Raw genomic sequence first — 14,901 nt, 5'->3', positions numbered from 1 at the left:
TCATTCCTAATTGAAAATGGAATAAAAAGGCCACCTGAAATCTTTCAGGTAGCCTTTGCTGATTTTGCATTGGAGATATATAACTGTAAAACTTCACTTCATATAAGGCGGTGAACCGAAGATAGTACAGGCATACGGCAAGGCGAACCAATGCCGTATGAATCAAAGTGTTTTAGCTATTTTCATCGAAACCAAAGCACCCCTCTCCTTTCAGGTAGCCTTAAAATATCAAATGAGCAAAAACCTGCCTCGAAAGAGGCAGGCTTTATTAAGAACCAAACTGGGCTTAATCAGCCTGGCGGCGGATCACCGCCGGAATTTCGAAATCGTCCAACACAGACTGGTTGGCAAAATCAGAAGCAGCCAAATTCATGGTACGGGCAGTGCGGCCGGAGCGGATAACGCTGTCGATTTCCGGGAATGCGCCGTCTGTGCCGGTGGCTTGAGCAGATTTCACCATACGCAGATTGCTGCTCTGGCTGTTATCGCCCTGCTCTTTCAGGCCGGTGGCAATGATGGTTACGCGGATTTCGCCTTCCGCCATGGCAGCGTCTTCAGCTGTACCATATTTCAACTCTGCATCGGGATGAGCATATTCGCTCACTACCGACATGATTTCTTTGTACTCCTTCATGGTCAGGCCATCGGGGGCGGTAGTGATGTTCACCAGCACGCCACGCGCACCTTCCAGCGTTACGTTGTCCAACAGCGGGCTGGCAATTGCCTGCTCGGTGGCCAAACGTGCGCGGTCGATGCCTTGTGCGAAACCAGAACCCATCATGGCCATACCCATGATGCCCATTACGTTGCGTACGTCGGCGAAGTCCAAGTTGATCATGCCTGGGCAAGTAATCACTTCGGCAATGCCGGCTACGGCGTTACGCAACACGTTGTCAGCCGCACGGAATGCTTGGCGCACAGTTACATCTTCGCCCAAGGCGGTCATCAGCTTGTCGTTCGGGATAACGATGAGTGAGTCTACTTGGTTTTTCAGGGTTTCCAAGCCGTCTTTGGCGATCTGGATACGTTTGCCTTCGTGCTCGAACGGGCGGGTCACCACAGCCACGGTCAGAATACCCAGCTCACGGGCAATCTCGGCAACTACCGGAGCAGCGCCAGTGCCGGTGCCGCCACCCATACCGGTGGTAATGAACAGCATATTGGCGCCTTGAATGGCGTCAGCGATGGTTTCACGGTCTTCCAGAGCGGCATTGCGGCCGGTTTCCGGATTCGCGCCAGCACCCAAACCTTTGGTCAAGTTAGTACCCAACTGGATACGTTTAGGCGCTTTACTGCCCTGCAAAGATTGGGCATCGGTGTTGGCACTAATAAACTCAACGCCTTGTACCGTGTTGTCTATCATATTGTTAATAGCATTACAGCCGCCGCCACCAATACCGATAACTTTAATGACCGCCGGACTGGCTGCGGATTCGACAACATCATAAACCAACTGCATTTAACACTCCTTTTGCGCCCCGGAAGGCTACCTGAAAACTGAAATCGCCCGTATTATAAAGGTTTGAACGGATTTTGTGTGCAAGAATAAGCAAAAAGCTTAGAAATTGTTTTTCAGCCACTCTTTGAGACGGTAGAAAATAGAATCGCCGTCTGCGGCCTGCCTTACGGTGTTGTGCGTGCCATGTTGATTACTGTACTCAGCAGCGGTTTGCAGAAGGCCGATGGCGGTAGCATAGCGCGGATTGCGGATACGCTCTGACAAACCGCCCATTTCCTGTGGCACTCCAATGCGGGCGGGCAGGTTGAACACGTCTTCGGCTAGTTCCACCACGCCGGAGAGCAAAGATGCGCCGCCGGTGAGTACCACGCCCGAGGTGAGCACTTCTTCGGGGAAGCCGGAACGGTGCAGCTCATTGCGGGTTAGCTCCAAAATTTCTTCCACACGCGGGCCGATAACGCTGGCCAACACACGGCGTGAAATCTGGCGCGGGCTGCGATCGCCCACGCTGGGCACTTCAATCATTTCATCCAAACCATCACCAGTAGCCAAGGCCACGCCATGGTTGATTTTGATGTATTCAGCAGCGTTATAAGGGGTGCGCAGGGCTTGCGCCAAATCGCGGGTAATCAAGTCTCCGGCCACCGGAATCACAGCAGTATGGCGAATAGCACCGTTGGTGTACACGGCGATATCGGTCGTGCCGCCGCCGATATCGATTACGCACACGCCCAGTTCTTTCTCGTCTTCAGTCAGCACGGCACGGCCGCTGGCCAAGGGCTGCAGAATCATGTTGTCGATGTGCAGGCCGCAGCGTTCGATACATTTTTGAATGTTCTGCATGGCAGTAACCGCACCAGTTACGATATGAATGCGTGTATCCAGCCGCACGCCGCTCATGCCGATAGGCTCGCGTACGCCGGGCTGGTTATCAATAATATATTCCTGCACCACGGTGTGCAGAATCTGGTGATCCGGCGGAATGTTTACAGCTTTGGCGGTTTCGATGGCACGGTCGATGTCGGCCTGCGTTACTTCGCCTTCCTTGATTTTCACCACACCTTGCGAATTCATACTGCGGATGTGGTTGCCGGCAATACCGGTTACCACACTGCCGATTTGGCAATCAGCCATCAGCTGGGCTTCTTCCATAGCCTGGGTAATGGCTTGGGCGGTGGCATCAATATTGGTTACCATGCCGGCTTTCAAGCCGTGCGACGGCGCCTGGCCAAAGCCGATGATATGGATTTCTTTGTCGTCTTGCACTTCGCCGATTAAAACGATGGTTTTCGAGGTGCCGATGTCCAATGCGCCCACCAGTTGTTTGTTGTTTGACATAACTCTGTCTCGCTTATTGTTGAAATGGTTGTTTATTGCTAAAGCACTTTTTGTTTTCTACTACGCTAACTCGCCTTGCTGTACGTGTGTACTATGCTACTGCTCGCCATTTTGTAGAAAAATAATTGCTTCAGTCATGCCCGCCTGATAGCGGTTGTTGCTTGTTGTTGTCTTCATCTGCCGCGCCCTGTTTGTAGCGCACGGCAAAGCCGTCTTTATAGCGCAAATCCACGTATTGTACGTCGGCTGCGCGTTCTTTCAAGATTTCGTGCCATGCCTGCACAAAACGGCGCAGGCGATCTTGTGCGTCGACACGCCCCAGATGCAGCCGGATGCCGTTCTCCAAAGTCAGCTCCCGCGAGGAGCGCGAACTGTAGTCCATACGGCTGATTTTCAGATTAGTCGGCGCCAAGATGGCTTGGAACTCCATAAATTCCTCCACCATAATTTTACGCATTCCCGGCGCGCCTGCAAATACGGGAAAGTTTTCATCGGTGGGGGCATCAAAGCCTTTGCCTTCGCTATCCACCAGCCCGCCGCCTTCCCAGCGCGCCACCGGCTGCCGCTCTTCCACCCGGATTTGCACCGTATCCGGCCAGATTCGGCGCACTTCCACCTTAGCCACCCAAGGCAGCGTTTCAAACGCCTGCCGTGCTTCATTCAAATCGGCTTTAAATATATTGCCGCGGATGTGGCGGTGGGCGGTTTGTTGCAGTTGGGTAGCACTTAAGCGGTGCAATTCACCGTCAATTTTCACCAGCTTCACCGGGAAATACGGCGAATTCATCATCCACATCACTGCCGCCGCAATCAGGCCGACAGCAGCCAAAAGATAAAGGCTACTGTTGATGCGTTTGAGCGCGCCGGCGTTATCCCAAAGTCGCATGGCTCAATACTTCAACGCATAAATCGGCAAAATCCAGGCCGGTTTGCGCGGCGGCTTTCGGCACCAGGCTGTGGCTGGTCATACCAGGCACGGTGTTGATTTCCAACAAATAAAGTTTTCCGCTTTGGCTGCGCAGGAAATCCACCCGGCCCCAGCCGCGCCCGCCGATGGCTTCAAAACCAGCTTTGGCCAGGCGGCGGATTTCTGCCTCGCCAGCTGCATCCAGATCGCTGGGGCATTGGTATACCGTGTCGTCGCGGAAATACTTGGCGTCGTAATCGTAAAACTCAGTGGCCGGGATGATGCGGATGCTGGGCAGCGCCTGTTGGCCGAGCACGGCGCAGGTGTATTCGCCGCCATCGATAAAGCGTTCGGCGATGATTTCACCGTGCAGGTGGCGTTCGCGCAGCTCGCGGTACACTTTCGGCAACTCACCAGGCTGTTTCACTTTCACCACACCCACGCTACTGCCTTCGGCAGCGGGTTTCACAAACATCGGCAGGCCGAGTTCGGCTTCCACGGCGGCAAAGTCGCTGTTGTCGTGCAGCACGGCGAAATCTGGCACAGGCAGGCCAAGCGCCTGCCAAATCAGTTTGCAACGGTATTTGTCCATACCCAGCGCGGAGGCGGCCATACCACAACCTGTGTAGGGGATACCGATGGAATCGAGAAGCGCCTGCACGGTGCCGTCTTCGCCGTAGGTACCGTGCAGCACGTTGAAGGCTACCTGAAAACCCTGCGCCTTCAGTTGCAAGATGTCTTGCTCTTTCGGATCGAACCGGTGGGCATCGATGCCTCGGCTCTGCAAGGCGGCCAATACAGCCGCGCCGCTATCGAGCGATACTTCGCGCTCGCTGGAAAATCCGCCATTCAATACGGCTACTTTGCCAAACTGCTTGTTCATTTGCTTTGCTTCTTCCTTGCTTCTACTTTCAGGTAGCCTCATCAAACGCCCGTCTGAAAGGCTATAGCTACAACCCCTTATCTCCTCCTGCTGCGTTGGCTCGCCTTGCCGTACTTTTATACTGTCTGCGGCTCACCGGCTGGCAGGGAAAGAATAATTATTTCAGCTACCTGAAAACTTAAAACCGGTAATGCCGCCAGCTCGGGTCGTATTCGCACACGGCCTGCGGCTTGAGTTCGGCAAACTGCTCGCACAGTGCCTGCGCTTTTGCCATGAGGCGCTCCGGCTCGCCGGTAGCGGCAAATATGGTGCGCTCACCCCGCGTGAGGTTGGTTACGGCAATCGTGCCGATGCCTTGCTGCTGGTGGCAGGCTTCGGCGTCGAATTCGTCTTGCAGCCGGTAGGCCGCCATCAGCGCGTCTTCGCCGTTGATTTCGCAGCGCACGGAAACGCACCAGCCCATATCCGCCCGGCCAAGCAGGCCGTTGGCCGATTCATTACGCAGCAGCACCAGGGCATCTTGTTCGTTTTCTTCGTCTTCATCGCGCTGATAGGCGGTATATTGCCATTCCGGCTCGGGATAGAGCGCATCGCGCCCCAAGGCTTTCCATACTTCGTCTAATTTTTCAGGTAGCCTGTGTAGCGGCACGGCTTCCGGCGGGGCGGTATCCACAAAATCCAGTACGCCCACTTTCACCACCGCATCCCACTCGCCCAATACATGGTCGAGCATAATCAGCGCCAGACGCTGCGCGACTTCCAAATCTTCTGCCTTGGGCGGCTTGGCAAAAGCCACGTCCAGCGCGGGCAGGCCGCGCCATTCTTCGCAGCGTACCAAAATATCCGCCGCCTGCATTTCCACGCCGCCCATGCGGATGGCGAACTGCTCCGGCGAGCCCAGCCGCTGGCGGAAACACAGTACCGAACGCTCGGTAGATTCCGCTGCCGTGGCAATCAGCGTCAGCACTTGCGGAAAGTGTTCCAAATCGCCGTTGGCGCTGAACACCAGCGCGCCGGCGGCCGGCGGCCCTTCCAATTCCACCACCACCCCGGGGCAGTATTCGTGCAGCAGGTTGTTGGCCTCGGTAACGAAAGCTACCGGGACTTCCAACGCTGCAAGCCGCGCCTCTTCGCGCCGCCACACCGTCCAGAAACAATGGGCATTATCTTGCCATTCGCTCAGGCTGCGCTGGCCTGCGGCTTCGTTGGTATCTGATTTTGTCATCTTCTATCCTTGCAGGCGGTAATGCCGCCATGACGGGTCAAACACACAGTTGGCCCGTGCGTCCAGCCGCTCATAACGTGCGGTGATTTCCCGCACCTTTTCCCACAATCCTTCCGGCTCGGTCACCATGGCAAAGGCGATGTATTCGCCTTTTTCCGCATCAGCCAGCATGGCGGTGAGGATACCCTGCTCGTGCTGCCCGACGCAGCCGGAAAACTCGTGTGCCAATTCCTGCGCCAGAGCCTGGCTCATGTCGTCGTACACTTCACAGCGCACGCTCAAACACCAGGCCAAATCGGCACGCCCCAACAGCGAAGCAGCCGATTCGTTGCGCACCAAAATCTTGGCCGGCTCGCCATCATCGTTTTCCGCGCCATACACGCGGAACTCAGCCTCGCCGCCCGGATACACGCCGTTGTGCCCCAGCTGGGCACGCCACAACTGATCAAAAGCAGCAGGCAGCTCGGCCAGCGGCAGCGCGCCCGGCGGCGGCTGTTCCACCAGCTCCACATAGCCGGTTTTCACATTCAAATCCCACTGCCCCAAGGCCTGAGCCAAAAGCAGCCACACCGCCAGCCGGCGGTCGTCGGCATCCGTGCCATCAGGATTATCGTTCACAAACACCTGCAAATGCACCAGGCCATCTTTGCCCGGCGCACAGGCTACCTGAAACTGGCTGCCGCAAAGCTGCGTTTGGCCGAAACCGGCCTTGCGCTGCGGCAGTTCGGCAGCCGGGCAGCGCCGCAGCAGCGCCTGCACGCCGAAAGGCAAACCCGGCGGCGCGGCTTCGGCCAGCAACACCGCGTCGGCCATCGGCTCCAGCCGCCCGCCGCCGCTGAAGGCTACCTGAAACTTCGAACCGGCATCAACAGCATCATCCGAAACGGCCTGCAAAAATACGCCGGGGAAATAATGATGCAGCAGGTAGTTGCCGCTGTTCACCAGCGCCACGCCGCCGCCCGCCTGCCAAGGGTGCTCCCACTGCCAGCTCTGCCAAAAAACGGCGGCGCGCTGCCGCGCTTCCCGGCGGCGTTTCAGGAAATCACCCATGGGCGGCCAAATCCCGCAGGGCCTGCGGCACTTTGTTGATGCTGCCCGCACCCATATTCAGCAGCAAATCGCCGTCTTGCAGCATATTGAGCAGGGTGGCGGGCATATCGGCCACGTCGGCGCAGTAAATCGGCTCCAGCTTGCCGGCCACGCGCAGGGCGCGGGTGAGTGCACGGCTGTCGGCGGCCACAATCGGCTCTTCGCCGGCAGCGTATACATCGGTGAGCACTACTGCATCGGCGGTGTTCAGCACGCGCACGAAGTCTTCAAACAAATCGCGGGTTCGGGTATAGCGGTGCGGCTGGAATGCCAGTACCAGGCGGCGTTCAGGGTAGGCGCCGCGGGCGGCGGCGAGCGTGGCGGCCATTTCCACCGGATGGTGGCCGTAATCGTCGACCACCAAGGCGCTGCCGCCTTGCGGCAGCTTGACTTCGCCGTAGCTCTGAAAGCGCCGCCCCACGCCGCCGAAACCGGCCAGGCCGCGCTGAATGGCTTCCACGTCCGCACCACACTCCAGCGCCACGCCGATGGCAGCCAGCGCATTGAGCACATTGTGCCGCCCCGGCGCATTCAACCGCACTTCAAACGGCGCGATCGGGCGTTTGTTCAGGTGCACGGTAAAGCACATCTGCGCACCTTCGCTGTGCACATTATCGGCGTAAATATCGGCGGTTTCGTCTAAGCCGTAGGTAGCAAACGGCTTCTGAATTTCCGGCAAAATGGCGCGCACATGCTCGCTATCGATACACAAAAATGCCTTGCCGTAGAACGGCATACGGTGCACAAATTCCACAAAGGCCTGGTGCAGCTTGTCCACGCTGTGATCGTAGGTGTCCATGTGGTCGGTATCGATATTGGTCACCACGGTAATCACGGGCGTGAGATACAGGAAAGAGGCGTCTGATTCGTCGGCCTCGGCCACAATATACTGCCCGCCGCCGAGCTTGGCGTTGGTGCCCGCAGCGGTAAGCTTGCCGCCAATCACAAAGGTCGGGTCGAGGCCGGCGGCGGTGAGGATGGAGGCAGTGAGGCTGGTGGTGGTGGTTTTGCCGTGCGTGCCGGCAATGGCGATGCCCTGGCCGAAGCGCATAATCTCCGCCAGCATCATGGCGCGCGGAATCACCGGAATGCCTGCCTCGCGGGCAGCCAACACTTCCGGATTATCCGGCTTGATGGCGGTGGAGGTAACCACCACGTCCACGCCTTCGATATGCTCTGCCGCATGGCCGTGGAACACCTTGATGCCCATATCGGCCAGCTGGCGCGTTACCGCGCTTTGTGCCTGATCCGAGCCGGATACGTCGAATTCTTTATACAGCACCTCGGCCAGGCCGCACATGCCAGAGCCGCCGATGCCGACGAAATGGATGCGTTTTACTCGTTGCTTCATAGTTATCACTGCTTCCCAAGCAGCCTTTGCAGACAAAACCGCTATTGTATAGCGGATAAACATTTTTCGATACAACACAAGCGGGAAAAGCCGATACTGCGATTGAGGCTACCTGAAACTTCAAAACCGCTTTTCAGGTAGCCTCACACCAATCATCCGCCCACTGCTGCCAATGCCGCTTCCGCCACCTTGGCCGCACTATCCGGTTTGGCCATTTGGCGGGCGTTTTGCGCCCATTGGCGGCAAGTGTCGCGGTTGAGGCCGCCCAGCACCGAAGCCAGTTTCTCCGCCGTCAGCTCGCTCTGCGGCAAAAGCAGCCCGGCCTCGCCGGCGGCCACGAAGCGGGCATTGGCGGTTTGGTGGTCGTCCACCGCATAGGGGTAGGGCACGAGCAATGCGCCCACGCCGGCCGCGGCCAGCTCGGCAATGGTGAGCGCGCCGGAGCGGCACACCACCAAATCCGCCGCGCCGTAGGCCGCAGCCATGTCATCGATAAACTCGCTGCATTCGGCCTGCACGCCGGCTTCATCATAACGCTGGCGCAATCCTTCCAGCTTGCCGCGCCCGCTTTGGTGGCGCACTTCTGGGCGTTGCTCGGCAGGCAGCAGGGCAAGCGCTTCGGGCAACAGGCGGTTGAGAATATCCGCGCCCAAGCTGCCGCCTGTAACCAGCAGCTTCAGGCTACCTGAACGCTCAGCAAACCGCTCTTCGGGCGCGGGCAGTGCGGCAATATCGGCACGCACGGGGTTGCCAACCAGCCCGTTTTCATCGCCAAAAGCCTTGGGAAAGGCATACAGCACGCGGCTGGCCAATTTGGCCAAAATCCGGTTGGAAAGCCCGGCCACGGCATTTTGCTCGTGGATCACCAGCGGCACGCCGCACAGCTTGGCCGCCACCCCGCCGGGCACGGTCACGAAGCCGCCAAAGCCGATGGCGCCGTCCACCTGATGCTTGCGAATGATGCTCCGTGCTGCACGGATGGTGTGCCACAGTGTGAACGGCAACATCAGCTTGCGCTTGAGGCCGTTGCCGCGCACGCCTTTAATGGCCAGAGTTTCGATTTCGATACCGTGCTGCGGCACGATGCGCGTTTCCATCGCACCCTCGCTGCCCAGCCACACCACCTTGTGCCCGCGTTCGCGCAGCGCGGCGGCCACCGCCAGCGCGGGGAAAATATGCCCGCCGGTGCCGCCGGCCATCAGCAAAAAGGTTTTCACGCCCATATTCGGCTCCTCACACTTCAAAACCGCGCATTTTGCGCCGATTTTCATAATCCACCCGCAACAGCAGCGCCATGGCTATCAGCATGGCCACCAGTGCCGAGCCGCCGAAGGAAATCAGCGGCAGAGTCAACCCCTTGGTGGGTAACAGGCCGATGTTCACACCAATGTTGAAGAAGCTCTGAATGCCCAGCCAGATACCCACGCCGCTGGCCACAAACGCGCCGAAAAACTGCTCCAAATCGCGTGCCATTTTGCCGATGGAAAACGAGCGCCACACCAGCCACAAATAGCAGGCGGTGAGCAGCATCATGCCGAGAAAGCCGAATTCCTCGCCGATAACGGCGGTGATGAAATCGGTATGCGCCTCGGGCAGGTAGAAGCGTTTTTCCAAGCCTGCGCCCAAGCCCACGCCCGTCCAGCCGCCGCGCCCGATGGCCATCAGCGCATGGGTGAGCTGGTAGCCGCTGCCCAGCGGATCGGCCCACGGATCGAGGAAGGCGGTCACACGCGCCATGCGGTAGGGCGAAATCAGCACCAGCGTTACCATGCCGCTCAGGCCGGCCAATACCACCACGATAAACCAGCGAAACGGCAGCCCCACTAAAAACAGCAAGCCCACGCTAATCACCGACACCACCACAAACGAGCCGAAATCCGGCTGCAGCATAATCAGCCCCAGCCCGCAGCCCACCGGCAACGCCACCCAGCACACTTTCTTCAAATGCTGCAACACTTCGGCACGGCGCATGAAAAAGCCGGAAAGATAAAGAATCACCGCCAGCTTGAAAAATTCGCTCGGCTGCAAATTGGCCACGCCCAAAGGAATCCAACGCCGCGCGCCATTCACATCGCGCCCCACCAGCAGCACCGCAATCAGCATCAGCAGGCTGATTACCAGCAACACCATCGAATACTTCTGCCAAGTACGCATCGGCACCCGAAACGCCACCCAGGCTGCCCCGCCGCCCACGCTGATATAAGCTGCCTGGCGGATGAGAAACGCCCACTTATTGCCGCCGCCCAGCCCGGCAAAGGCCACAGAGGCGGAATACACCATCACCAGGCTGAAGCCCAGCATCAGCACCACCAGCCACAGCAGCGATTGATCGATGGTGTGGCCGTGGCGCAGGATTTTGCGGTCGAGGAGTTTGGATTCGGTAATCATCGGGTACTTCAAGTTGCTTCAAAAAATCAATAAAACAGGGTTTCAGGTAGCCCTTTGGCCTTAGCAAAGACTACCTGAAAACATCACAAAGCCTCAAACGCCTCAATAAACACCTGCGAGCGGTGTGCATAGCCTTTAAACATATCGAAGCTGGCGCAGGCAGGGCTGAGCAGCACGATGTCGCCGGGCTCGGCCAGGCGGTAGGCGGTTTGCACGGCTTCCTGCAGGCTGGCGCAATCTAGCATCTCCACGCCGCAGCCGGCCAGGTCGCGGCGGATTTGCGGCGCGTCTTCGCCGATGAGCAGTACGGCACGGGCTTTGCCGGGCAGCACGTTTTTCAGCGGGGTGAAATCCTGCCCTTTGCCCTGCCCGCCGGCAATCAGGAACAGCGGGCTTTGCAGGCCGGCGATGGCGGCTTCGGTGGCGCCCACATTGGTGCCTTTGCTGTCGTCGATAAACACCACGCCGTTTTTCTCGCCGATTTTTTCCACGCGGTGCGGCAGGCCTTTGAAGGTGCGCACATGGCGCAGCAGCTGCCCGCGCGGCAGGCCGATTGCTTCGCACAAAGCCAGCGCGGCCAGCACGTTGGCGGCGTTGTGCAGGCCTTGCAGCGGAATGTCGGCGGCGGCAATCAGAGTTTCCGCGCCATGTTTCAGGTAGCCCGATGCGGCGTCAAACCAATAATCGGTTTCCTGCTGCAGCGAAAAGCGGCGCACTTCGCGGCCGCTGCGTTTCATGGCTCGGCACAGCGCATCGTCGGCATTGATTACCTGCACACCGCTGCCGCGGAAGATTTTGTCTTTGGCGTGGGCGTAGTCGAGCAGGTCGTCGTAGCGGTTGAGGTGGTCTTCGGAAATATTGAGCACGGCGGCGGCGGCGGCGTTCAAATGGTCGGTGTTTTCCAGTTGGAAGCTGGAAAGTTCGAGCACCCACACATCGGCGCTCTGCTCCTGCCGGTCTTCATAGGCTTCGAGCACGGGTGTACCGATGTTGCCGGCCACCACGGTATCCAGCCCGCATTCGCGGCACAAATGGCCGACCAGGCTGGTTACGGTGGTTTTACCATTGCTGCCGGTGATGGCGATGATTTTGTCGCGCTTGCCGGCAAGCTCGTGTGCCAAGATTTCCACATCGCCCAACACACGGCCGCCGGCCTGTTTGAAGGCTTCGATTTCGGGCGTGCGCTCGCTGACGCCGGGGCTGAGTGCAAGAATGTCGAAGCCTTCGGCCAATGCGGTTTTCAGGTAGCCTGCGTGGCAAACCAGGCCGGGGAAACGCTGTTGCAGTTCGGCCTGTTTGACGGCGGGGAAGTCGGCATCATAAGCAGCTACCGCCGCGCCTTTGCGGCGCAGGAAATCCAGCATGGAAATGCCGCTGCCGCCCATACCGGCCACGAGGATTTTTTGGTTTTGCCATTCACTTTTCATTCTATTCTCCATGCCGCCCGGTTTACCGGCGGGCGGCTGCTTTCTCAGTTTTTCACTTCGCTGTATTTTGACTTCGTTGAGACTTATGCTTTCAAGTAGCCTTTACTGTGCGGCTGTATTAGCCAGTAGTTTCATCAGCAGCAGCCACGGCAGCATAATCCCGCCGATGCATACCATCAGCCACAAAATCAAACTGTCTGCCATCTGCCGCAGCAGGGCGAAATAGCCCCATGAATACAGGCCCCAAATCACAGCAGAAATAGCTGCCGCAATCAGGGAGCCGCTAAACAGGCCGAATAAAAAAGTTACAACGGAAAAAGCCAGCGCCCATTGCCAAGCATAGGAATCCTCAGCGAAATCCTGCATTTTGGCAAAGGCCAGCAAAATTAGCATATGTAGCAGCATAACCTGGGTTCTTTAAATTGGGTTGCAATGGATTTTGGCTTCATAGCAGCCTGCCGTGTCCGCTTTCAGGTAGCCTCTCTTTTAGCCGGATAAAGCTACCTGAAAACCGCTTAACGAATTTTCAATGTACTCAAGCCCACCAGCACCAGCACGATGGTGATGATCCAAAAGCGTACCACCACCTGCGTTTCCTTCCAGCCCTTCTGCTCGAAATGGTGGTGAATCGGCGCCATCAGGAAGATGCGTTTTTTGGTTTTCTTATACCAGCCCACCTGCAGCATCACCGACAAAGCTTCCACCACAAACAGCCCGCCCATAATCACCAACACAAATTCCTGCCGCACGATTACCGCCACCGTACCCAGCGCCGCGCCCAGCGCCAACGCGCCCACGTCACCCATAAACACCTGCGCCGGTGCCGCGTTGAACCACAAAAAGCCCAAACACGCGCCGCACATGGCTGCGCAGAACACCATCACCTCGTTCGCCCCCGGCACGAAGGGCAGCTGCAAATAGCGTGCAAACTGCCAGTGTCCGGTGGCATAGGCAAACACCGCCATCCCGCCTGCCACCAACACCACCGGGAAAGCCGCCAGGCCGTCCAGGCCGTCGGTGAGGTTAACCGCGTTGGACGTGCCGACGATGGTGAAATACGACAGCACCACAAAGCCCACCACGCCCAAAGGCAGCGCCACCTGCTTAAAAAACGGCACAATTAAAATATTGTTCGCCGAATTGCTCGCCACATAAAACAGCAGCACCCCTGCCGCCAGCGCCACGCTGCTCTGCCACACCATCTTAAATTTGGCCGACACGCCGTGCGGGTCTTTATACACCACCTTGCGCCAGTCGTCGTAGAAGCCGAGCGCGCCCGTACCCAGCAGCACACCGAGCAGAATCCAGATATACGGGTGCGACACATTGCCCCACAACAGCGTGGACACTGTAATCGACACCAAAATCAACACCCCGCCCATGGTGGGCGTGCCCGCTTTGGCCAGATGGGTTTTCGGCCCGTCGCTGCGGATGGCCTGCCCGGCTTTCAGCTCGGTGAGCTTGCGGATGGTCCACGGCCCCAGCATCAGGCTGAACGCCAGTGCCGTGAGCGCCGCCATTACCGCGCGGAAAGTGGTGTATTGGAAAATGTTCAGCGCCGAAATCCAGTTGCTGAGCTTGGCCAACCATAAAAGCATAAAACTTCCTTAAATCATCTTTTGCGGATTCAATTTAAACCGATATTGCATTAGCCCGCCTTGCCGTACGTGTGCACGATCCGCGGCTCGCTGCCTTGTCCTGATTTAAATTGAATTCGCTTAATTAACCTAGGCAGCCGGAAATAGAAAAGGCTACCTGAAACATAATTATCTGTATTGCACTCACTGTAAAATGGGCAAATGTGGCATTATAGTGAATTAAATTTAAACCAGTACAGCGTTGCCTCGCCTTGCCGTACTATCTGTACTGTCTGCGGCTCGCCGCCTTGTCCTGGTTTAAATTTAATTCACTATATAAACCAAGCCGCTACCCAAGAGAGGCTACCTGAAAACCGAAATTCCCACTGCCATGCGAGGTACAAACTATGCAAACCATGCACTCCCACAGCGCACGCTGCCGCATCCGATTTATGGATCTACCAGCCCATGCAGGCAGAAACAGTATCCCTTGCTTATTTATCCACGGCCTAGGCTGCGCTGCCAGCTACGAGTACCCCCGCATCGCTGCCAGCCCGGCCTTGGCAGGCCGCCGCACTATCCTGCTTGACTTGGCAGGTCACGGCTACAGTGAACGCCCACAGGATTTTTCCTATTCCACCAGCGCGCAAGCCGCAATCGTATCCGAACTGGCCAACCATCTTAACTTGCCGCACTTCTATCTCTATGGGCACAGCATGGGTGGCAGCATCGCTATTGAAGCCGCCGAACAGCTCGGCAGCCGCGTGCGCGGACTCATGGTAAGCGAATGCAACCTGATTACTGGCGGCGGTATATTCAGCCGCAACATTACCGCACAGGATGAAGATTATTTCATCCACAATGGCTATGCCGAATTGCTAAATAACGAACTCTCGCCGTGGGCGGGCAGCCTACAAAGTGCTGCCCCATGGGCATTGTGGCGTAGTGCATATCATTTAGTGACCGGTATATCGCCCGATTGGCTGTACCGCCTCTCCTCCCTGCCCCAACGCAAAATTTATTTAGTTGGCGATCGTTCCCTGCCCAACACAGACTACGACCTTATCCTTCAATACGGTATTCCCTGCGCCGTGATTGCCGATGCCGGGCACTCGATGTCTTTGGAAAATCCGGAAGGCTTAGCTACCGCTTTGGCGGAATTTATGTGCGCTTGAGCTTGGGTTACCAACATGGCTGTTTTTGTTTCAGCCCACTTTGGGCCAGTAAGGCTACCTGAAAGCAAACGAGGCCAAATTT

13 protein-coding genes are annotated in these 14,901 nt (G+C 57.5%); 1 reads left to right on the top strand and 12 read right to left on the bottom strand.

Going from position 1 to position 14,901, the window contains the following annotated elements:
• Positions 1 to 286 precede the first annotated feature (286 nt).
• The 12 genes from ftsZ to mraY form a co-directional block, all read right to left on the bottom strand.
• Positions 287 to 1,459: a cell division protein FtsZ gene (gene ftsZ, locus EZJ17_RS01590; protein WP_067444183.1), complete on the bottom strand. Its 1,173-nt coding sequence runs from the start codon at positions 1,457 to 1,459 to the stop codon at positions 287 to 289.
• A gap of 99 nt (positions 1,460 to 1,558) precedes the next feature.
• A complete protein-coding gene (gene ftsA, locus EZJ17_RS01585; RefSeq protein ID WP_067440503.1) occupies positions 1,559 to 2,797 on the bottom strand; it encodes a cell division protein FtsA in 1,239 nt (412 codons plus the stop codon).
• Between the two features lie 130 nt (positions 2,798 to 2,927).
• A complete protein-coding gene (locus EZJ17_RS01580) occupies positions 2,928 to 3,683 on the bottom strand; it encodes a cell division protein FtsQ/DivIB (RefSeq protein ID WP_067440500.1) in 756 nt (251 codons plus the stop codon).
• The gene (locus EZJ17_RS01575) at positions 3,667 to 4,587 is read right to left on the bottom strand and encodes a D-alanine--D-alanine ligase (RefSeq protein ID WP_067440497.1); all 921 of its coding nucleotides are present in this window, start codon (positions 4,585 to 4,587) and stop codon (positions 3,667 to 3,669) included. The genes EZJ17_RS01580 and EZJ17_RS01575 overlap by 17 nt, the downstream gene beginning before the upstream one ends.
• 178 nt (positions 4,588 to 4,765) lie before the next feature.
• Positions 4,766 to 5,812, bottom strand: coding sequence for a hypothetical protein (locus tag EZJ17_RS01570; RefSeq protein ID WP_067444181.1), 1,047 nt, complete (start codon positions 5,810 to 5,812; stop codon positions 4,766 to 4,768).
• A gap of 3 nt (positions 5,813 to 5,815) precedes the next feature.
• Complete coding sequence (locus EZJ17_RS01565) at positions 5,816 to 6,862, bottom strand: hypothetical protein (RefSeq protein WP_067440491.1); 1,047 nt, start codon at positions 6,860 to 6,862, stop codon at positions 5,816 to 5,818.
• A complete protein-coding gene (gene murC, locus EZJ17_RS01560; RefSeq protein WP_067440488.1) occupies positions 6,855 to 8,252 on the bottom strand; it encodes a UDP-N-acetylmuramate--L-alanine ligase in 1,398 nt (465 codons plus the stop codon). Before murC ends, EZJ17_RS01565 begins: the two co-directional genes overlap by 8 nt.
• Positions 8,253 to 8,404: 152 nt before the next feature.
• A complete protein-coding gene (murG, locus tag EZJ17_RS01555) occupies positions 8,405 to 9,475 on the bottom strand; it encodes an undecaprenyldiphospho-muramoylpentapeptide beta-N-acetylglucosaminyltransferase (RefSeq protein WP_067440485.1) in 1,071 nt (356 codons plus the stop codon).
• Positions 9,476 to 9,485: 10 nt separating this feature from the next.
• Positions 9,486 to 10,640 carry a putative lipid II flippase FtsW gene (gene ftsW / locus EZJ17_RS01550; protein WP_067440482.1) on the bottom strand — a complete coding sequence of 385 codons (1,155 nt, stop codon included), beginning with the start codon at positions 10,638 to 10,640 and terminating at the stop codon, positions 9,486 to 9,488.
• Positions 10,641 to 10,723: 83 nt separating this feature from the next.
• Entirely contained in the window at positions 10,724 to 12,067 is a 1,344-nt protein-coding gene (gene murD, locus EZJ17_RS01545) for a UDP-N-acetylmuramoyl-L-alanine--D-glutamate ligase (RefSeq protein ID WP_067440479.1), read from the bottom strand.
• A gap of 102 nt (positions 12,068 to 12,169) precedes the next feature.
• Positions 12,170 to 12,472 (bottom strand): hypothetical protein, encoded by a 303-nt coding sequence (locus EZJ17_RS01540; protein ID WP_082886482.1) that lies wholly within the window; start codon positions 12,470 to 12,472, stop codon positions 12,170 to 12,172.
• A 110-nt stretch (positions 12,473 to 12,582) separates the two neighbouring features.
• Positions 12,583 to 13,665, bottom strand: a complete 1,083-nt coding sequence (gene mraY, locus EZJ17_RS01535) for a phospho-N-acetylmuramoyl-pentapeptide-transferase (RefSeq protein WP_067440476.1) — start codon at positions 13,663 to 13,665, stop codon at positions 12,583 to 12,585.
• Positions 13,666 to 14,051: 386 nt separating this feature from the next.
• Between mraY and EZJ17_RS01525 the strand changes: the two genes are divergently transcribed.
• Positions 14,052 to 14,819 (top strand): alpha/beta fold hydrolase, encoded by a 768-nt coding sequence (locus tag EZJ17_RS01525; protein ID WP_067440473.1) that lies wholly within the window; start codon positions 14,052 to 14,054, stop codon positions 14,817 to 14,819.
• Positions 14,820 to 14,901 lie beyond the last annotated feature (82 nt).

The sequence above is a fragment of the Eikenella exigua genome (assembly GCF_008805035.1).
GTDB classification, from domain to species: domain Bacteria; phylum Pseudomonadota; class Gammaproteobacteria; order Burkholderiales; family Neisseriaceae; genus Eikenella; species Eikenella exigua.
The sequence above is the reverse complement of the archived record's forward strand: the minus strand, read 5'-3'. Positions and strand labels throughout refer to the sequence as shown.

Bases quoted from the DNA above. Each gene is read 5' to 3' on its own strand.
- ftsZ (WP_067444183.1), bottom strand. From the start codon at position 1,459: ATGCAGTTGGTTTATGATGTTGTCGAATCCGCAGCCAGTCCGGCGGTC.
- ftsA (WP_067440503.1), bottom strand. From the start codon at position 2,797: ATGTCAAACAACAAACAACTGGTGGGCGCATTGGACATCGGCACCTCG.
- EZJ17_RS01580 (WP_067440500.1), bottom strand. From the start codon at position 3,683: ATGCGACTTTGGGATAACGCCGGCGCGCTCAAACGCATCAACAGTAGC.
- EZJ17_RS01575 (WP_067440497.1), bottom strand. From the start codon at position 4,587: ATGAACAAGCAGTTTGGCAAAGTAGCCGTATTGAATGGCGGATTTTCC.
- EZJ17_RS01570 (WP_067444181.1), bottom strand. From the start codon at position 5,812: ATGACAAAATCAGATACCAACGAAGCCGCAGGCCAGCGCAGCCTGAGC.
- EZJ17_RS01565 (WP_067440491.1), bottom strand. From the start codon at position 6,862: ATGGGTGATTTCCTGAAACGCCGCCGGGAAGCGCGGCAGCGCGCCGCC.
- murC (WP_067440488.1), bottom strand. From the start codon at position 8,252: ATGAAGCAACGAGTAAAACGCATCCATTTCGTCGGCATCGGCGGCTCT.
- murG (WP_067440485.1), bottom strand. From the start codon at position 9,475: ATGGGCGTGAAAACCTTTTTGCTGATGGCCGGCGGCACCGGCGGGCAT.
- ftsW (WP_067440482.1), bottom strand. From the start codon at position 10,640: ATGATTACCGAATCCAAACTCCTCGACCGCAAAATCCTGCGCCACGGC.
- murD (WP_067440479.1), bottom strand. From the start codon at position 12,067: ATGAAAAGTGAATGGCAAAACCAAAAAATCCTCGTGGCCGGTATGGGC.
- EZJ17_RS01540 (WP_082886482.1), bottom strand. From the start codon at position 12,472: ATGCTGCTACATATGCTAATTTTGCTGGCCTTTGCCAAAATGCAGGAT.
- mraY (WP_067440476.1), bottom strand. From the start codon at position 13,665: ATGCTTTTATGGTTGGCCAAGCTCAGCAACTGGATTTCGGCGCTGAAC.
- EZJ17_RS01525 (WP_067440473.1), top strand. From the start codon at position 14,052: ATGCAAACCATGCACTCCCACAGCGCACGCTGCCGCATCCGATTTATG.